The organism is Euzebya pacifica (assembly GCF_003344865.1).
GTDB lineage: Bacteria > Actinomycetota > Nitriliruptoria > Euzebyales > Euzebyaceae > Euzebya > Euzebya pacifica.
On the sequence record NZ_CP031165.1, the window covers coordinates 630,031 to 649,439 of the forward strand.

Sequence of the window (19,409 nt, forward strand, 5' to 3'; positions counted from 1 at the left end):
CGTCCGGGCACGACGTCGAGGGAGCAGTGATGAGTCTTATCGCCGGATATCAGACGATGGAGGCGCTGGGTGGGGGCAGCCACGGGCAGGTCCACAAGGCGATGCCACCCGAGCGGCTGGGACTGGGCGGCGCCGAACCGGTGGCCCTGAAGGTCTTCGACCGCGCAACCGACCACGCCGAGTTCGAGCGCGTGGTCGAGGAGGTCAAGGTGTACGCCGCCGCCGCGTCGGGGTGCGAGCAGCTCGCACCCATGTTCGACGTCGGCCGTCACGGCGAACGGCTCTACCTCGCGATGGCCTACTACCCCATGGGATCGCTGGCCAGCCGGCGCGGCGAGATGAACCCCATCGACGTGGTCAAGGTCATGGCCGACGCCGCCCGCGGGGCCCACGCCCTGCACGAGGCCGGCATGGTCCACCGAGAGATCAAGCCCGCCAACGTCTTCCTCACCGGCCAGAGCACCGGCGTGCTGGCCGACCTCGGCCTGGCCCACGTGGTCTCGCCGGGCCAGACGGTGACGGGCCTCGGCGTGTCCTCGCTGGCCACCATGGAACCCGGCCTGGTCCGCGGTGAGACCTCGGCCCGGGCATCCGACATCTGGTCGCTCGGTGCCACGCTGCACTGGGGCCTGACCGGGCACGGGGTGTTCGCCAACCTGCCCGAGTCCAACCTGATCGCCGCCCTGCGGCACATCATGACGGCCACGCCCGACGTGCAGGGCGACGGCCTGCCCGAACCGGTGCAGGCGATACTCCGACGTTGTCTGGCCGCCGACCGGATGGAGCGGTACAGCACCGCCCAGGAACTGGCGGATGACCTCGACGAGGTGGAAGGACTGGTCAACGCATGAGCGACGAAGGCGTGCACGTCATCATCCGGCAGGGCAACGGCATCGTGGCCCGCTACGGGGCGGGGGTCATGGCCATCCTCCCCGGGGGCAGCGACGGTGTGCAGCAGGACCTGCTGGATGCCATGCGCGAGGCCTGCGAAGGACAGGACCTGCCCGGCCGCCAGATGGCCCGACGGCTGGTCGGAATCCTCAGCCAGGCCGAGCCCGACGACGTTCCCCCCTTCGGTGCCTGTGCGCCGAACGAGCGGGGCTGGGCGGTCATCCTCCACCAGGGGGTCGCGCTGGAGGTCGACCAGGACGGCGGACGCACCCGCCTGTCCGGATTCGACGCCTCCACCTGGGTCGACCGGATCATCGATGGCGGCTTCGCCTCGATGACCCTGCTGCCCGACGGCGAGGAGGTCGGCGAGGTCGACAACCGCTTCCGCTTCCAGGGGGGCCTGGTCCCGGGCAGCGGTGCCACCCTGCTGCTGGACGGTGCCGAGATGTCGCGGCCCACGGTCGGGGCACGTGCGGACCAACCGGCTGCAGAGCCGGCCGCGCAACCTGCTGCCCAGGCCGCGCCAGCGCCAGCGCCCGCACCGGCACCGGCACCGGTCCACCCGGCCCCGGGCCCCGCCCCTGCACCCGTCCAGCCGATGGCTGCGCCCGTGCAGCAGCCCGCGCCCGTGCAGCAGCCGACCCCCGTGCAGCAGCCGGTCGCCGCGCAGCCGCCGGCCCCCGCGCCGGCGCCGGCCCAGCCGGCTGCGCAGGCCCCAGCGCCCGCACCGGCCCCGACGCCCGTACCCGACGGCATGGCCCACGACGACGAGCCGCCGACGCTGATCCAGGCGCCCAACCGCGATGCCGACGGTGAGCCCTCCGCCGAGCAGCAGGAGCTGCCCGAGGAGGACGTCCCGTTCGAGAGCGTGTCGTTGATGGACATCGGTGCCGAGGCCAAGCGCGAACCGCTTGCCGTGCTCAGCGCCGAGACCCCGAAGGAAGAGGTGGAGGACGACGGCGCGCCGCTGGTCCTCGGCGTGCTCTCCCCGGCCGGGTACTTCAACCACCCCGACGCGCTGTTCTGCGCGGTCACCGGCGTCTCGATGCTGCACCGGACCCACGTCCTGGTCCAGCGGCCCCGGCCGCCGCTCGGTGTGGTCGTCGCCGACGACGGGTCGACGTTCACCCTCAACAGCGACTACGTGGTCGGCCGCGAGCCGGAGCGGGATCCCAAGGTCGAGGCGGACCAGGCCCGCCCCCTGAAGCTGCAGGATGCCGAGCGGTCCCTGTCACGCGTGCACGCCGAGATCACGCTGGTCGACTGGGACGTGTTCGTCGTCGACCGTGGCTCGGCCAACGGCACCTACGTCCTGCCGCGCAACGGGCAGCAGTGGAAGCGCCTCGTCGCCGACACGCCGGAGAAGATCGCGCCGGGAACACGGATCGCGTTCGGCAAGCGCGTGATGACCTTCGAGTCGCATCACCAGATCAACCAGGCCGCGTCCTGATCCGTCGGGTCCCGGCCGCAATGAGGGAAGGACGCCGCGATGGCTGACTTGTTCGAGAGTGCGACCGGGATCCTGGACGAGGCGCTGCAACACGCCGACGTCAGCGAGGACACGGTCGAGCGGCTGCGCCACCCGCGCAGCGCGCTGGCCGTCTCCATCCCGGTCCGGATGGACGACGGGTCGCTGAGGACGTTCCAGGGGTTCCGGGTCCGCTACAACGACGTCCGCGGCCCGGCCAAGGGCGGCATCCGGTTCCACCCGCAGGTGTCGTTGGACGAGGTCCAGACGCTGGCGTTCTGGATGACGATCAAGTGTGCGGTCGTCGACCTGCCCTATGGCGGCGGCAAGGGTGGGGTGATCGTCAACCCCAAGGAGATGTCGACCGCCGAGCTCGAACGGCTCAGCAGGGGCTACATCGACGGGGTGCACGACGCCATCGGGCCCGACATCGACATCCCGGCCCCCGACGTCTACACCAACGCCATGATCATGGGCTGGATGGTGGACCAGTACTCCATCATCGAGCGGGGTCGCATCCCCGCCGTCATCACCGGCAAGCCGCTGGCGCTGGGTGGCTCCCTCGGCCGCGACACCGCAACTGCCGACGGGGGCTTCTTCGTCACCCAGGCGCTGCGCAGCAAGGTCTTCGACAGCGACCCGCCAACGGCTGCCGTCCAGGGGTTCGGCAACGCCGGCATGACCATGGCCGAGCTGCTGCACGCGGCGGGCTACAAGGTCGTGGCGGTCAGCGACTCACAGGGCGGCATCTTCAAGCCGGACGGCCTGCACATCCCGTCGGTCGCGAAGACCAAGCGCGAGTCGAGGGCCCTCAAGGGCGTCTACTGCGAGGGCACCGTCTGCGAGGTCGTCGAGCACGATCGCATCACCAACGACGAGCTGCTGGCGCTCGACGTCGACCTGCTGGTCCCGGCGGCGCTGGAGAACGCCATCACCATGGACAACGTCGACTCGGTCAAGGCCAAGATGATCGTCGAGCTGGCCAACGGCCCGATCGACCCGGACGCCGACCACGCCCTGCACGACAGGGGAGTCGTCGTGGTGCCCGACGTCCTGGCCAACGCTGGTGGCGTCACCGTGTCGTACTACGAGTGGGTCCAGAACCGGCAGGGGTACGCGTGGACCGCCGAAAAGGTCCGCAGCCGACTCCAGGAACGCATGGTCACCGAGGCCGAACGCCTCTGGGGCTTCGCGGAGGAGAGGGGTGTGTCGCTGCGCGTCGCCGCCTACGCCCAGGCGCTGGAGCGCATCGGCGGTGCGGTCGATGCCACCGGACACAAGGCCGACTACGCCCCGCTCTCGCCCCGCTGAGCCAAGGCCGTCGAACGAACCTCGTGTGCCCTCCGGCGCACGAGGTTCTTTCGCGTGGCGAACATCCCGCAACAAAATCGGAGGTTCGGGAGTCACAGGTATCGGGGAGTGTCGTTGTAGCTCCCGTAGACACCCACCGCTCCCCGCGGTGTGACCCGGACCGAAAGGCTCTCCGATGCGCAGCCCCGCCGCCGACCTCACCCGACACGGCAGCGGAGACGTGCTGGGGGGACGTCTCCCGTCCGATCCCGCCCGCCGTCCTGCGGCCGCGGCGACGCTGCTGGACCGCGCCGTGACCCGCTGGGCCGTCCCGTCGATGCGCAAGGCGCTCGGGGACACCGTCGAACGGATGCTGGCGGAGCAGACCGAGGTCGAACCACTCGACATGCGCCTGCACATCTCCGCGCAGGCCGTCACCGTCGAAGTCGGCCGGGCACTTGCCGACCTCGACATCCCCTCGGCCGCACCGCCGTCACACGCAGCCGCCTGACGGACTGGCCGAGGACCGGGCAGGAGATCGCCCGGGGGATGACGAACCACCCGCTCGATGACCACCTTTCGCGCCCGCCTGCTCGGCAGCTTCGTCGCCCTCCTCCTCGCCATCGTCACCGGGCCGGTGACCGCCACCGCGGGCCCGCTGATCGGGACGGTCGGTCCGGCGTGGTTCGGGACCAGCAACACCAACCTGGACCTGAACATCCCGATCAACTCCGGCTCGGCCGGCGCTCGGGTCGTCGGTGAGCAGCTGTTCGTCACCGACCAGAACGGGTTGACGGTCTACGACGTCAGCGACCCCTCGCTGCCCGTGCCCAAGGGATTCGTCTCGATCCCGCAGCAGTACTACTTCACCGAGGAGGACGTGCCCTCCAACGGCGAGATCGCGCTGGTCGGCCAGTTCGGGGACCTGACACCGTCCATCCGGCTGAACGTCGTCGACGTGTCGCTGGACGACAACCTCGGGGGCCAGCCCACCGTCATCGGCACCCTGTCCGGGATGGACGAGCACACCTTCGAGTGCGCTCGCGACTGCACGTGGGCCTACGGCTCTGCGGGCGCGATCATCGACCTGACCGACCCCACGGCGCCGCGGGACGCCGGCCGGTGGGACGACGCGGTCGCGGCCCAGGGCTACAGCTTCGGCAGGTCCACCCACGACGTCACCGAGGTCGTGCCCGGCATCCTGCTCACCTCCTCCAACCCCATGTTCCTGCTGGACGTGCGCACCACCCCGGAGACACCCGAGGTCATCGGTGTCGGCAGCTTCACCGACAACCGGTTCGTCCACGCCAACCTCTGGCCCTACCACGGGGACCTGCCCGCCAACCCAGCGGACCCCAACGTCGAGGGCTGGGAACCCGACTGGGATGCCTTCGACCGCTTCGTGCTGGTCGGTGGCGAGACCGCGCCCCTGCCGTTCGCCTGCGACGAGGGTGACGGCGCCTTCATGACCATGGAGTGGGAACGCGTCGACACCGACACCGTTCCCGACGGCAACGCGGACTTCGTGGAGATGACCTTCGACCCGGCGAACGGTGCAGGCGACGAGTACAAGCCCAGCCCCGGCACGTTCGTCGACGGCGGCTCGCCCTACAGCCAGTACTGCACCCACTGGTTCACCACCCAGCCGGGGGGCTTCCACGACGGTGGCCTGCTGGCGATGGGCTGGTACGAGTACGGCGTGCGGTTCCTCGAGGTCGAGGACGACGGGCAGATCACCGAGACCGGTTGGCTGATCCCGGCAGGCGGCTCGACGTCCGCGGCTTACTGGGTCGACGACGACACCGTGCTGACCGCGGACTACCAGCGCGGTGTGGACGTCATCACCTACGACGACGAGGTCGACCCCGACGACACCGAGATGGTCACCGTGCCCGGTGTCCGGTTCGAGCGCGCCATCATCCAGCGGCCCGCGTTCCTCGAGGACTGGTACACCGGCTTCGGCTGCCCCCTTCCCAGCTGAGGTGCACCCGGCCGGCGGGTCCTAGCCGAACGCGAACTGCTCGGTGAGGATCCGCTCCTCCAGGTTGTGGTCGGCGTCGAACACGAGCTCCACGTAGGAGTCGGGATCCTCGCGGATCTCCACGTCGGTCACGTTGCGGGCCTCGTTGTGGTCGGCGACGGCGCTGACCGGACGCTTCCACCGCTCGTTGACCTCGACCCGGATCTTCACCGTGGACGGGAGGAGCGCACCCCGCCACCGACGGGGTCGGAACGCGCTGATCGGGGTCAGGGCCAGCAGCGGTGACCCGATCGGGATGATCGGCCCGTGCGCGGACAGGTTGTACGCCGTGGACCCGGCCGCCGTGGAGACGATGATCCCGTCACAGATCAGCTCCTCCATGCGTTCCCGGTCGTTGATGAACAGCCGGAGCTTCGCCGCCTGCCGTTCCTGCCGGAGCATCGACACCTCGTTGAACGCCACCGCGTCCAGCCGGTTGCCGCCCTCGGAGTTGGCGGTCATGCGCAGCGGACGGAGGGTCTGGTGCTGTCCGCGGGCCAGCCGATGGGGCAGCTCCTCGGCCTCGTAGGTGTTCATCAGGAACCCTATGGTCCCGCGGTTCATGCCGAAGATCGGCGTCTGCAGGGCCATGTAGCGGTGCATGGACTCCAGCATGAAGCCGTCGCCACCGAGGGCCACGATGACCTCGGCCTCGTCCGGCGGCACGTTGCCGTAGCGGTCGACCAGCTCGACCTTCGCCTCCTGTGCCGACTTCGCCCCGGACGCGACGAAGGCGATCGCCTCGGGGATGGCCGGAGGGCGATCGGGATCGGGATCGATCGAGGCGTGCTGGGGTCCGGTCGGGTAGGCCACGTCGCCAAGCCTGCCAGATCCGTCCCACCGATGAGGGACCTGCATCCCGAGGGAGTAGATTCGCTCCTGCACACCGTGACATCGACAGCTCGGCAGCGTGTCGAGATGGGGGTTCGGAGATGGACAGCGACGAGCTACCGTCGGCCGCGTTCGGCCTGCTGGCCCTCGCTCTGTCGGCTGGTGCCGCCCTCGGGGTGCTGCGACCCGGACCCGAGGGGATGGCCGACAACGTCCCGATCCTGGCCTTCGCCGGGCTGATCGCGGGAGTGGTCGGCCTCTACGTCGGGAAGACCCGCGGCCTCGGGAGGCAGATGGCCACCCTCGGCGCGGCCGCAGGCCTGCTGGCCATCCTGCTGTTCGGCGGCTCGATCGCCGTCGACGCCATCCTCAACACCGCCTGACCTAGCCGGGAGAGGAGTTCCCGCAGAACGCTTCGGCGCACAGCTCCAGCCGTTGCCAGGTGCCCTTCTCGGCGATGTCGTCGAGGGTGTGGCGGACGTGGAGGAGTCCTGCGGCACGGTCGAAGACGTAGCCGACGTCGCTGGCGGACCCGAGTGACCCAACGGCGGGGACCTCCTGCCAGCGGCCCCAGCCGTCGTAGACGTGGGCCTCCGGGTGCGGCCAGGGGATCGTGAGGTCGAGATGGCCCTCGACGATGCCGGACACGACGATCTCGAGGTGGTCCGACGTGCTGGCACCGGTCCGCAGCCGGTAGGCCCGGTCGATCAGCAGGTCGATGTGACCGCGTTCGGGCTCGTCGTCGGTGTCCATGGCGCCATCCACCCCGTCCGCGCGGGTCAACCAGGCGCCGTCCAGCGACCGGCCGTCAAGGTCACGGACCAGCGTCCAGATCCGCTCGTATGACGCCGGACAGGCGTGTGCACGCAGGTCCGCTCGCCAGGTGCACGCCGCGTCGCGCATCAGCGGGTGATCCGACGACAGCAGGGCCGGGGCACCGGAGATCGACCCGTCGACGTCGCGCACGGCTGCCGACCGGTCGTCGACCGATCCGTCGTCGTCGGGCTGCTGCACGACCCGCAGCGGGTGGGCGTTGACGAAGCGGGCACCGACCACGGAGGAGACCTGGTTGTTGTTGTGGGCGATGAACTCCATGGCCGCCCCGGGGTGCTGCCACGGATGGTCGCGCTCGGCGAAGTTGACGAACGTCACGTCCTCGATGCGCGAGGCCGAGTGGTAGAAGCCCACGCCCGTCTGCCGCCACGTGCGGTCCCCGCCGTTGGAGGTGGCGCCGACGACGACGGAGTCACGCAGCACCGAGTCCAGGCCGAGGAAGGCGATGTCGTTCTCGGCGAACACCGCGCCCTGGGTCTCCACGCCTTCCGACCACATGCCGAAGCTGCGGTTCTTCCATGCGACGGTGCCCTCGAACACCGCGGGGGCGGGCGGCTCGTAGTCCTCCACGAACACGCCGATGCCCCGCTTCCAACCGTTCCCGCCCGAGGTGTGGGCGACGTTGTCGCGGAACGTGCCGAAGGGCAGCTGGCGGATGTCCATGTCGACGCCCGCGCTGAGGCCCGTGGGCGCAGCCGGGAGGTCGTACCAGAACCCGTGTCCCTCGGAGCCCGCCGCGGCGTTCTCCACCAGGTGGTTGGCCGGGTTGGTGACCCAGAACGTGGCCGGGGTGTCGTCGGTCTCGAGGATCCGCTGGCCGTCCTCGGGCCGGCGGGTCGACAGGCCGAGGTTGCACCACAGGGCGTTGCCCACCTCCACACCGTCCTCGAAGAAGTAGCAGTGCCCCTGCGTCTCGTACCCGACGGTGTCGCGCACCTCGACGTGGTTGCTGCCGTGGATGGTCAGGCAGCGGTTGAAGGAGTGGTGGATCGACGCGCCGCGCACGTAGCTGCCCGAGGCGCTGCCCATCATGTGGAAGTGGATCGGGTACCGGGCGAGCCGGCCCGACTGGCCGAGCCCGGCGAACTCCGCGCCGGAGACGTGCAGCACCGACCCGCTGAAGACCATCACGTGGCCGCCCTGGCCGGTGGCCCTGGCCGCGTCGGCGGAACGGATGCGGACGTTGCGTGACAGGTTGCCGACCTCGCCGTGCTGGGCGACGGCCGCACCGGCGAGCTCGTCGGTCTGTCCCCAGTGGGTGGACGACAGTGGCTGGTCGAGCTCGATCGTGCGGCCGGACACGGCGACGACGGTGCGCTCCTCGGCCTCGTCGGGGTCCAGGCCGGTGGCTGCGAGCACCACGCGGTCGCCGACGGCCCAGCCGGGGGCGTCCTGCAGCTCCAGCCGGGTGGACCCGGCGACAGCGGTCCGGGCAAGCCGCGTCCACGGGTGGTCGGGGGTGTGTCCGTGGATGTCCAGCGTGCCGCCCTGCACGGCGATGGGGCCGAACCCGGCCCCGGCGATCTCGTCGCCTTCGCGGGGGTGCAGGACCACGTCGACCCGGCGGGTCAACGGGGACTCCTCGGTGCCGATGGCCAGCCGGCCCTCGACCACGATCCAGTCGACCTCGATGGTCATGTCCACGTCGGCGACGGCCAGCGTGCCGTCGACCTGGATGCCGCGCAGCACCGGAGGCTGGACGTCCAGGAGGACCGCGCGGTCCGCCGGGATGGTCACGGTGTCCCCGGCCGCAGGCAGGCGTCCACCCCAGGTGGCCGGGTCGGACCACGGCAGTGCCCCCTCGATCGGGGGCGCGGGGTTGCGTGCGGCGACCGCGGGCGGCATGTCGATGCCGTCGATCGCCGTGGACGGCGAGGACGGGATGTCCTCACCGGCGGGGATGTGGCCGGTGCGGATGGACTCCTGCACCTCCTCCGACAGCGCGGCGGTGCCACCGACGAGGTGGGCGGTCGACGCGAAGCCACGCTGGCTGTCCACGAACGATGCCGTCTGGGGGGAGTGGCGCAGGGACGAGGGGTCACTCAGCAACAGCACGCCGCCGGCGCGGGCGACGGCCGGGCCGGCCACGAGGGCGTCGGGCCAGCCGCGCCCTGATGCGATCCAGATCGAGGAGGTGTAGCCCTGCTCGTCGAGCTGCCGGCGCGCGACGGCGATGGCGGTGTCGTAGCGCGAGTCGCCGGCGACACGGTCGACCTCACCGTCGACCAGGGCGTCGGCGGACGCCAGCACGGTGTCGGACACCGCAGCGGTGCCGCCGATGACGGTCAGGGTGCGGACGCCGCTGGCGGTGATGGCCTCTGCCGTGGCGGCGGGCAACGCGTCGTTGGTGGTCAGGAAGATCGGGACCCCGAGGGCGGCAGCCCAGCCCGACGCCGACAACGCGTCGGGCCAGCCCCGCTGCGGATCGTCGTTGGCCCCCTCGACCAGCAGCCCGTGGGTTGCGTCGGTGGTCGTCGCGACCTCCACGGCGACCGCGGCAAGGGTTGCCCAGCCGTCGTCGGCACGGATGCGCCTGACCGTGGTGATGCCGGCGTCGAGGGCCTCACCCGCCACCGTGGCCGACAGCTCGCCGACCAGGAGCGCGGTGGTGGCCCCGAGCCGCTGGATCTCCTCCACGGCGGCGTCGTCGAGGGCCTCCGGGCCGGTCAGCAGGACGGGGGCGTCGAGCGCGGCGGCGAGGGGTGCCGCGGCCAGCGCGTCGGCGTAGGCATCGGCCCGGGCCAGGACGACCGCATCGCTGCCGTCACCGTGGGTGGCCCGTGACACCTCTGCGGCCGTGTGGGTGCGCGAGGGGCCGGCGTGGCGTACCACCTCCAGCGGGCGGTCCTGGGCGAGGGCAGGCGCAGCCGTCAGGAACAGGGCGCAGACGAGCCCGATGACGGGCAGCGTCGACCACCTCCCCGAGCGGCGTGCAGGGTCGTGTGTCGTCGTCACACCCATGGTGTCGACTCGCGGGGCCCGCTCCTTGAGACCTGCTGGCGCCGGGCGGGGGTCCCGGCACGGTCACCGTCGCGCCCTAGACTTGGACGCTCTGCGCCGTCACCATCCACAGAACTGGGGACGGCATTGGGAGGATCTTGGACTACTCGCTGCTCATCATCGCGACCCTCGGGGCCGTTGCGATCCTCGTGGGGCACCTGTTCAAGCGGTTCGTGCCGGAGATCGTGGTGTTCCTCGCGCTCGGGGTGGCCATCGGCCCCGAGGGCATCTCGCTGATCAACGAGGACAACGTCAAGTCCCTGGAGCTGCTGACCCAGGTGGCGCTGGGCGCGGTGATCTTCCTCATCGGCGACCGGCTGCGGCTGGACGACCTGCGTGCCCAACGGCTGCTGCTGGTCCCCATCAACGTGGCGCAGGTGCTGCTGGCCGGTGTCCTGACCTTCTTCGCGGTGCAGGCCGCCGGGGCCAACACCGCCACCGCGCTCGTGCTGGGCCTGATCGCCACCGAGACGGGGGTCCTGACGGTCGCGGCGACGGTGAAGGAGCAACGCGCCAAGGGGCCGTCGACGGACCTGCTGCTGTCATCGGTCGGGGTCACCAACGTCGCCACGGCCCTGCTGTTCGGGTTGTCCTTCCCGTTCGTCCTGGCCAGCTCCGGCCAGGCCGAGACGTCCCAGACCATCCTCGTCTTCGGCCAGCTCGTGGTGCTGTCGACGCTGATCGGCCTGGCCGGCGGCTGGATCCTGCGGATGTTCTCCACGGCGCTGGAGACCTCGGGTGAGCTGCTGCTGTTCCTGTTGGTCGTCCTGACCGGGATCGTCGGCGCTGCCGTGGCGGTCGAGGGCTCGGTGGTCGTCTCCACGCTCATCGCCGGGCTGTACATCGCCAACACCGCCCCGTGGCTCGCCGACCGCCTGTTCGCGGCCATCCGCACCCTCGAGGCGCCGATCTACCTCGTCTTCTTCGTGGTGGCCGGTGCCGAGATCCACCTCGACGAGCTGACCCAGGTCGGCGTCATCGGTGCGGCCTACGCCGTGGCCCGCGGGGTCGGCAAGCTCGGTGGTGCGGCGCTCGGTGGGCTGGCCGGTCGGGACTGGAAGCTCGGCTTCCGCACCGGTGCCGCGCTGTTGCCCCACGCCGGCATGGCGATCGCGCTGGTCGCGCTCGTCGTCGAGCAGGCGCCCGAGCTCGGCGGCACCGTCTCCGGTGTGGTGCTGGGGTCCATCGTCGTGTTCGAGCTGGCCGGGCCCATCGCCGCACGGCGGGCCATCCGGTCCTCCGGCGAGGCCGGCAAGGGTGGCGCAGGCGAGGCCATCGAACCGATCCCCGAGGTGTTGTCCCACCGGTCCTTCGACCGGGTGTTGGTGCCCGTCGGGTCCGTCGACATCATCCTGCCGCGGTTGCCGTTCCTGCTGGACCTGGTCGGCACGATGCGCGCAGAGCTCATCGCGGTCCACATCTCGCGTCCGGGCACCGTCGAACCGGGTGCCGAACCCGAGGTGCTCCAGCTGGTCGAAGCCGTCGCCGCCGAGCGCAACATCCCGGTGCAGAAGGTCCACAAGGTCTCCGAAGCCGTCGCCCAGTCGTTGGTCGCGGCCGTACGGGACCACGATGCCGAGCTGGTCGTCATGGGCGAGCCGGCCCGGACCTCGCTGCTGGAACCCAGCCGCTGGGGCCTGATCTCCCAGCGGGTCGTGCGTGACGTCGACGTGCCGGTGCTGGTCTACCCGGTGGATCCCTCCGACCCCGAGAAGGTGCCGAGCGTCTACCTCCGTCGGGCCCAGCAGGCCCGTGCAGCCGACGAGGCCGATGTCGACGGCGGGGGCCGGGACGGCGGGGCCCCGGCCGGCGGGGTCGACGACCCCGACGACGATCCGGAGCCCTCCCACCCCGTGGAGGCATGAGGCAGCGGTCGCGCGTGTCCCGTGCGGCCCGTTGCACCGCTCGGACGGCCGGGCGGGGGTCGGGCGCGGGGACCGTGGCCACGCGCCACTAGAATCGGGCCCGTGGAGTTCAGCCCGGGAACCGTCGGCACCCTGCTGATCGTCGCCATTCTGGCGTCGATCGGCGCCATCGTCGTGGGCGTGATGGCCATCCAGGGCGAACGTCGGGTGCGTGCCACCTACAGCCGGTTCGCCCGCGGTCGCCGCGAGGACGTCGTCACGCTGATCGGCATGCACATCGACGAGGTGCAGCGCCTGCAGCAGGTCGTCCGCCGCCACCAGTCGCAGGCCAAGCAGCTGCGTGGATTGGTCTCGCGGACCCTCAGCCGCATCGGCACGGTGCGCTACGACGCGTTCGACGACATGGGTGGACGCCTGTCGTTCTCCATGGCGCTGCTGGACGAACACGGCGACGGCATGGTCATCACCGCGATGAACGGACGGGTGCAGACCCGCACCTACGCCAAGCCCGTCCAAGGGGGCTCGTCGACCCACAACCTGTCGGAGGAAGAGGTCCAGGCCATCGAGCAGGCCATGGCAAGCGGGGCCCGTCGCGTGCAGGAGGTCGTGGCGATGTTGCCGACCGAGGACGATGTAGTGCCCGCCGCAGGGGACACCCGCGTGACCGCGGTCGCCGACCAGTCCCTGGACCCCGACGACCGGTGGGACGGCCACGACGCCGCTGACCGCGTGGGGCAGACGCCACAGTGACCGTCGTATTCCTCGGTCCCGAGGGCACGTTCACCGCTGCGGCGGCGGAGATCGCCGCCCCCGGTGCGACCCGCCTCCCCATGACCACGATCCCCGAGGTCGTGCGTGCCGTCCGGCGCGGCGACGCGCCCGTCGGGGTCGTGCCCATCGAGAACTCCATCGAGGGGTCGGTCAACCTGACCCTCGACACCCTCGCCTTCGGCGATCCCGGCGTCTACATCCGCCGCGAGATCACCATCCCGATCTCGATGAACCTGCTGGCACGGCCCGGGACGCGCATCGAGGACATCGTCGAGCTGCGCAGCCACCCGATGGCCATCCCCCAGTGCCGGGAGTGGCTGGATGCCCACCTCCCCGACGTGCGGCTGGTGCCGTCGGCGTCGACTGCCTACGCGGCAGAGGAGGTCTCACGGGCCGACGGGACCGTGGCCGCGCTCGGCACCGCCCTGGCCGCCGACCGCTTCGACCTCGACGTGCTGGCCAAGGACATCCAGGACCGGGACGGCAACACCACCCGGTTCGTCGTGCTCGGCACCCGCATGTCGATGCCGACCGGCGCGGACAAGACCTCGCTGGTCATCTTCTTCGGTGAGGACCGGCCGGGACAGCTGATGCGGGTCCTCGACGAGTTCGCGCTGCGCTCGATCAACCTGACCAAGATCGAGTCGCGGCCCACCAAGCAGCAGCTCGGCGAGTACTGCATCTTCATCGACCTGGCCGGGCACGTGACCGAGGCCCGGGTCGCCGAGGCGTTGCGGTCGGTCCATCGGCACGTCGCCGACGTCAGGATCCTCGGGACCTACCCGCGGGCCGACGAGCTGGTGGCCGAGGCCAACGGCCCCGACTCCGAGGACGCCTACGCCGAGGCGGCCCTGTGGTTCCGGACGATCATCGACCGCATCGATTCCTGAGGTCCCGTCCGGGGCTCGCGTCGTCGCGTCCTGCGCGGACGGACGGTGCCGCCTTGTTGTGCTGGTCTGCCAACCGGGGCAGGCTTGCATCACATGCGTGTGAGTCGGTGTTCCGCGAGGACCCGTCCTTCCCCCCTCACAGCACCCATCAGCTCGCTCGTCGGGACGCTCGTCGTCGCGCTCGTGGCTGTGCTGTTGCCGGGGGGTGGCCGGGACGTTGCCCATGCCCAGTCCTCCACCGAGCTCCGCGAGCAGCAGGAGCAGGTCGAGGACCAGCTCGAGGGTGCCCGTGACGCCGAGGCGGGGATCGCCGAGGAGCTCGAGGGGGCCGAGGAGGTCCGCCAGGAGGTCGAGGGCGAGCTGGCCGACGCCACCGCACGCGTCGACGAGGTCCTCATCGACATCGAACGGGTCGAGGACGAACAGGCGGGGCTGCAGCGAGAGGTCGCTGACCTGTCGGTCGAGGCGGCCGAGACCCGCGCGTCGTTGAGCACCCAGATCCGCACCCTCTACATGCAGGGGGCGGCCGAGAGCTTCATCGTCGCCCTCGACGCGCAGGCTGCGCAGGAGGTGGGGGTGCGGTCGCACTACCTCGAGGCGCTCTCGCGTGGGGACCGAGCCCGGCTGGAGGTGCTCGGCAACGTGACGACCCAGCTCGAGGCCCGCGAGGAGGACCTGCTGCGGGTCACCGACGAGCTCGATGCCCTCCGCGCCGACGCCGAGGAAGCCCAGTCCGCGCTGGACCGCGAGCTGTTCATTGCCGCCGGATACGAGTCCGAGGTCGCCCAGCAGCTCGCCGACGCCGAGGGCGAGGCACGCCGACTGGCCAACGAGGCCACCCAGCTCGCTGCGGCTGCTGCCGCAGCAGAACAGGCCGAGGAAGAGGAGCGGCAGCGCGCGATCGCCGCCGCCGAGGAAGCCGAACGGCGCGCCCAGGCAGCAGCAGCCGCGTCAGCGGCGGCCGCCGCAGAAGCCGCGCAGAACGCCAGCAGCGGTGGGTCCTCCGGTGGCTCGACCTCCGGTGACTCCTCCAGCGGCGGTTCCTCCAGCGGTGGCTCCGCGCCGGTCAGCAGCGACGGCAAGTCCTGTCCGCAGGACAACCCGCGGTCCTTCACCGACACCTGGGGTGCCCCACGGTCAGGCGGCCGCAGCCACCAGGGGACCGACATCTTCGGCACCCGGGGCGGCAACGTGTTCGCCATCGTCGACGGGACCGTGGCCTTCACGCGGTCCGGCGGGATCTCGGGGCTGTTCCTCGGCCTGCAGGGCGACGACGGGAACCTGTACTACTACATCCACCTGCAGGACTTCGTCGCCTCGGCGGGGCAGCGGGTGTCCGCCGGACAGCTGATCGGCCACAACGGCGACACCGGCAACGCTCGTGGTACGACTCCCCACATCCACTTCGAGCTGCACCCCGGCGGGGGAGCAGCGGTGAACCCCTACCCCTTGCTCCGGGCGGTGTGCGGCTAGACGACATGACCATCCTCCTCGCGCAGTCCGAGTCCGCCGACGTCATCGCCGACGAGATCGGCAACATCCTCGACAACGCGCCGTCCACTCCGGCCGAGGCGCTCGAGGTCATCGTCCAGAAGTTCGAGTCGCTGTGGACCGGACTGCTTCAGAGCCTCCCGATCATCATGATCGGGCTGGTCGTCTTCCTCGTGCTCTACGTCGTGGCGAGGGTCGTCAGCCGCGGTTTCGGGCACACGCTGGAGAAGACCAACGCCGACCCGGTCGTCAGCCGACTGCTGACCCGGGTCGTCAAGACGATCCTGGTGATGATCGCGGCGCTGTTCGCCCTGTCCACCATGGGTGTGGCCATCGGCAACGTCGTGACGTTCCTGGCGGTGCTCGGCTTCGCCGTCGGCCTTGCCGTGCAGGGGATCCTCGAGAACTTCGTCGCCGGCGTGATCCTGCTGATGCGCAAGCCCTTCCGGGCCGGCGACCAGATCATCACCGGTGACTACGAGGGCACCGTCGACGACGTCGACTTCCGGGTGACCGCCCTCATCGGCTACGACGGCACGAGGCAGCTGATCCCCAACGGGCAGGTGTACTCCAACCCCCTCGTGAACCTGACCGGTGGCGGCAAGCGGCGCAGCACCGTGACCGTCGGCGTGGACTACCGCGACGATCACGACGAGGCCCGCGAGGTCATCCGTGCGGCGCTCGATGGGCTCGAGGGCGTGCTGGAGGATCCCGCACCCGAGGTGCTGCTCACCGAGCTCGGCGACTCCAGCGTCAACTTCGAGGTCCGCTACTGGACCGAACCCAGCATCCGCTCGGTGCGCCACACCCAGGACCGGGTGCTCGCCGCGGTCAAGACCGCCGTGGAGGGTGCGGGCATGACCATCCCGTGGCCCATCCGGACCCTGGTCGTGGATGGTCCGGTGGACGTCGGGCCGAGCGCGGACTAGTCACGAGGAGCCCCCCGATACGGTCACTTCGAGGGGTAACGGACGGTCGACAGTTACGAGACAGTGCGTACGTCCGCAGTCGATCGTCCTCAAGGAGCCCCCGTGTTCAGGCGCCTCGCCACTCGTGTTGCGTTGCCCGCAACCCTTCTCGTCCTCCTGCTCGTCACGACCGCCCTGCCGGGTGGCGCCCAGACCGAGCTTCCCTCGGTCGAGGACCTCCTGGCCGAGGTCGGCGAGATCGAGGGGCTCAACGCCCTCGACCCCGTCCTGAACCCCGTCTCGGACCTGGTCCTGACGACGCTGGCCACCATCGACGACACCCTCGCGGACGCGCCGCTCGTCAACGCGCTGGCGCTCGGTGGCGACGACGCCGTCGACTCCGGTGTGGCGTTCTCGCAGGCCACGTTCCCCGAGGGGGCCGGCACCGCGATCCTGTCCCGGGAGGACCTGTTCGCCGACGGCTTCTCCTCCGGTGTGTTCCAGGGTGTGAACACCGCCCCGCTGCTGTTCACCGACTCCGAGGACCTCGATCCCCGCACCGGCATGGAGCTGATGCGGCTCGGCATGACCGACATCACGATCCTCGGTGGCGACAGCGCGTTGAACCCGCTGGTCGTGCAGAAGCTCGAGATCGCAGGCCTGACCGTGACTCGGGTCGGAGGCCCTACCCGTGTCGAGACCGCGGTCGAGACCGCACGCGCCACGAACCCGGCCGCGACGACGGCGCTGCTCGTCAGGGCCTACCCCGACGAAGGGCAGGCCGACGACCAGGCCTACGCCGACCTGCTGGCCGCAGGGCCCTACGCCGCCGAGAACGGCTGGCCCATCCTGATGACCACGTCGGACGGCCTGCACCCGGCCACCGCCGAGTACCTGGCCGACAGCGACATCACCGACGTCGTCGTCATCGGGGGCACCGGTGCGGTGTCGCAGTCCGCCGAGGACGCCGTGACGGCCCTCGGCCTGTCGGTGACCCGTGTGGCCGGTGACAACCGCTACGCCACCGCGGTCGCGATCGCCAACGCCCGCGGCTTCGAGTCCTCTGCCGACGTCGACCGCCTGATCCTGGCCGAGAGCCGGTCCCGTGACGACGTCTGGGCCCCCGGCTTCGCCGCGACCGCCCACGGCACCGAGCACGCCGCCCCGGTCCTGCTCGTCGACGGCCTGACCATCCCGACCGAGACCCTCACCTTCGTGCTGGAGGGCATGGTCGACAACCTCCTCGACGGCGGCCCGGCTGTGATCTGCGCCAGCTTCGTGGACTCCCTCGCCTGCCAGGCAGTCGCGCTGCTGATGATCGGCAACGTGGCAGGGGCCCTGGAGCTCGTCACCGGCCTGCTGGACCTGATCGGCGGCCTGCCCATCCTCGGCGAGCTGCTGACCGAGCTGGGGCTGGCCGGGCTGCTGCCGGGGGTCCTCCAGAGCCTCACCGACGCGCTCGAGCAGGCGGGTGCCACGACGGAGACGCTCGAGAACCTGCTGGGTGCAGTGGCCAGCGGCGATCCCGCGGCAGCGCAGGCCGCGCTCGAAGAGGCGGCCACGAGCGTCGGCGAGGACGTGACCGACCTTGTCGGTGGCGCACTCGGCGGCCTCCTCGGCGGCGGATCGGGCGGCTCCGACGACGAGGACGGGGGCAACCCCGTCGACGACCTCCTCGGCGGGCTGCTCGGGGGCGGCAACTAGACACACCGTCCGTGACGGCCGGACCCCGGTCGGCAGTCACGGTCCCACCTCGACGCCCCGCGCGGCCACTGGTCGGGCGGGGCGTCGCGTTGTGTCCGGGGACCGCATACCCTCCCTCCTCGTGATCGACCTCAAGGCACTCCGCACCGCCCCCGACGACTTCCGCGCCCCGCTGGCCCGACGAGGCGTCTCCTCGGCAACCATCGACCGGCTGCTGGAGATCGACGAGCAGCGCCGCGCGCTGATGACCCAGGCGCAGGACCTCCGTGCCGAGCAGAAGCAGTTCGGTCGTCGCATCGGCCAGGCCACCCCCGAGGAGCGACCGGCGCTCATCGAGGAGTCGGGCACGTTCAGCGCGCGCATCGAGGCACTGGAGACCGACGAGGCCGCGCTGGAGGTCGAGCAGAACACCATCCTGCTGACCATCCCCAACGTGCCGCACCCCGAGGCTCCCGACGGGGTCGACGACGAGGACGCGGTCGAGGTCCAGCAGTTCGGCGACAAGCCGGACTTCGACTTCGAACCCGCCGACCACGTCGCCCTCGGCGAGGCCCTCGGCATCCTCGACATCGAGCGGGCCGTCAAGGTCTCCGGCAGCCGGTTCGCCTTCCTGCTCGGCGACGCGGTCTTCCTGGAGTTCGCCCTGGTCCGCTACGCGATGGACATCATCGCCGGGCACGGGTTCACCCCGGTCATCCCCCCGGTCCTGACCCGAGAGGAGGCGCTGTTCGGCACCGCGTTCCTGCCCGGCTCCGCCGACCAGATCTACAAGGTGCCAGAGGACGACCTGTACCTCGTCGGTACCGCCGAGGTGCCGCTTGCGGGCATGCACATGGACGAGATCTTCGAGGCCGACCAGCTGCCGCTGCGCTACGGCGGCTTCTCCACGTGCTTCCGTCGCGAGGCGGGCACCTACGGCAAGGACACCTCCGGCATCTTCCGCGTGCACCAGTTCGACAAGGTCGAGATGTTCAGCTGGGTCACCCCGGAGGAGAGCTGGGAGGAGCACGAGCGCCTGCGGGCCATCCAGACCGAAGTGCTGAGCGGCCTGGGCCTGCACGGCCGAGTGGTCGACATCGCCGTCGGTGACCTCGGTGACTCGGCGGCCCGCAAGTACGACCAGGAAGTGTGGCTGCCCGGCCAGGGTCGGTACCGCGAGCTCACGTCGGCGTCCAACTGCACCGACTACCAGGCGCGCCGCCTGAAGGCCCGTTACCGCACCGACGACGGCACCCGAACGGTGCACACGCTCAACGGCACCGCCTGTGCGGTCGGACGCACGATCATCGCGGTGCTGGAGACCCATCAGCAGGCCGACGGGTCCATCGTCCTTCCCGACGCACTAGTGCAAATGATGGGCAAGGAACGACTCGTACCGGTATCCCCGCAGGGTTAGCATCGAGTCGGGCGGACCACGGTCCGGAGGGGGTTTGGCCAGTTCGACCA

Annotated in this window: 15 protein-coding genes; 13 read left to right on the forward strand and 2 right to left on the reverse strand. The window is 70.7% G+C overall.

Going from position 1 to position 19,409, the window contains the following annotated elements:
• Window positions 1–29: 29 nt before the first annotated feature.
• The 5 genes from DVS28_RS02515 (at window position 30) to DVS28_RS02535 (ending at window position 5,630) form a co-directional block, all read left to right on the forward strand.
• Window positions 30–851, forward strand: a complete 822-nt coding sequence (locus DVS28_RS02515; protein WP_114590053.1) for a serine/threonine-protein kinase — start codon at window positions 30–32, stop codon at window positions 849–851.
• Window positions 848–2,341: an FHA domain-containing protein gene (locus DVS28_RS02520; RefSeq protein ID WP_114590054.1), complete on the forward strand. Its 1,494-nt coding sequence runs from the start codon at window positions 848–850 to the stop codon at window positions 2,339–2,341. The genes DVS28_RS02515 and DVS28_RS02520 overlap by 4 nt, the downstream gene beginning before the upstream one ends.
• Before the next feature lie 39 nt (window positions 2,342–2,380).
• Entirely contained in the window at window positions 2,381–3,670 is a 1,290-nt protein-coding gene (locus DVS28_RS02525) for a Glu/Leu/Phe/Val family dehydrogenase (protein ID WP_114590055.1), read from the forward strand.
• Between the two features lie 175 nt (window positions 3,671–3,845).
• Window positions 3,846–4,160, forward strand: coding sequence for a hypothetical protein (locus DVS28_RS02530; RefSeq protein WP_114590056.1), 315 nt, complete (start codon window positions 3,846–3,848; stop codon window positions 4,158–4,160).
• A gap of 57 nt (window positions 4,161–4,217) precedes the next feature.
• Window positions 4,218–5,630 carry an LVIVD repeat-containing protein gene (locus DVS28_RS02535; protein ID WP_114590057.1) on the forward strand — a complete coding sequence of 471 codons (1,413 nt, stop codon included), beginning with the start codon at window positions 4,218–4,220 and terminating at the stop codon, window positions 5,628–5,630.
• 21 nt (window positions 5,631–5,651) lie between these two features.
• Here DVS28_RS02535 and DVS28_RS02540 read toward each other — a convergent pair whose 3' ends face one another.
• Window positions 5,652–6,482, reverse strand: coding sequence for an NAD kinase (locus DVS28_RS02540; RefSeq protein ID WP_216826348.1), 831 nt, complete (start codon window positions 6,480–6,482; stop codon window positions 5,652–5,654).
• 119 nt (window positions 6,483–6,601) lie between these two features.
• On the opposite strand from DVS28_RS02540, the gene DVS28_RS02545 reads away from it, so the two are divergent.
• A complete protein-coding gene (locus tag DVS28_RS02545; protein WP_114590058.1) occupies window positions 6,602–6,883 on the forward strand; it encodes a hypothetical protein in 282 nt (93 codons plus the stop codon).
• A gap of 1 nt (window position 6,884) precedes the next feature.
• Here the strand turns inward: DVS28_RS02545 and DVS28_RS02550 are convergent, their stop codons facing one another.
• Window positions 6,885–10,295 (reverse strand): cell wall-binding repeat-containing protein, encoded by a 3,411-nt coding sequence (locus DVS28_RS02550; RefSeq protein WP_114590059.1) that lies wholly within the window; start codon window positions 10,293–10,295, stop codon window positions 6,885–6,887.
• A 137-nt stretch (window positions 10,296–10,432) separates the two neighbouring features.
• On the opposite strand from DVS28_RS02550, the gene DVS28_RS02555 reads away from it, so the two are divergent.
• From DVS28_RS02555 to serS, 7 genes are all read left to right on the forward strand, one after another.
• Window positions 10,433–12,199: a cation:proton antiporter domain-containing protein gene (locus tag DVS28_RS02555; protein ID WP_114590060.1), complete on the forward strand. Its 1,767-nt coding sequence runs from the start codon at window positions 10,433–10,435 to the stop codon at window positions 12,197–12,199.
• Between the two features lie 102 nt (window positions 12,200–12,301).
• The gene (locus tag DVS28_RS02560) at window positions 12,302–12,949 is read left to right on the forward strand and encodes a DUF4446 family protein (protein ID WP_164709842.1); all 648 of its coding nucleotides are present in this window, start codon (window positions 12,302–12,304) and stop codon (window positions 12,947–12,949) included.
• Window positions 12,946–13,860: a prephenate dehydratase gene (pheA, locus tag DVS28_RS02565; protein WP_114590062.1), complete on the forward strand. Its 915-nt coding sequence runs from the start codon at window positions 12,946–12,948 to the stop codon at window positions 13,858–13,860. The genes DVS28_RS02560 and pheA overlap by 4 nt, the downstream gene beginning before the upstream one ends.
• 183 nt (window positions 13,861–14,043) lie before the next feature.
• On the forward strand, window positions 14,044–15,333 hold the full coding sequence (locus DVS28_RS02570; RefSeq protein ID WP_114590063.1) for a murein hydrolase activator EnvC family protein: 1,290 nt from the start codon (window positions 14,044–14,046) through the stop codon (window positions 15,331–15,333).
• Window positions 15,334–15,338: 5 nt separating this feature from the next.
• Window positions 15,339–16,280, forward strand: a complete 942-nt coding sequence (locus DVS28_RS02575; protein ID WP_114590064.1) for a mechanosensitive ion channel family protein — start codon at window positions 15,339–15,341, stop codon at window positions 16,278–16,280.
• A gap of 102 nt (window positions 16,281–16,382) precedes the next feature.
• On the forward strand, window positions 16,383–17,963 hold the full coding sequence (locus tag DVS28_RS02580) for a cell wall-binding repeat-containing protein (protein ID WP_114590065.1): 1,581 nt from the start codon (window positions 16,383–16,385) through the stop codon (window positions 17,961–17,963).
• Window positions 17,964–18,084: 121 nt separating this feature from the next.
• Window positions 18,085–19,359 carry a serine--tRNA ligase gene (serS, locus tag DVS28_RS02585; protein ID WP_114593951.1) on the forward strand — a complete coding sequence of 425 codons (1,275 nt, stop codon included), beginning with the start codon at window positions 18,085–18,087 and terminating at the stop codon, window positions 19,357–19,359.
• The last annotated feature ends 50 nt before the right edge of the window (window positions 19,360–19,409 follow it).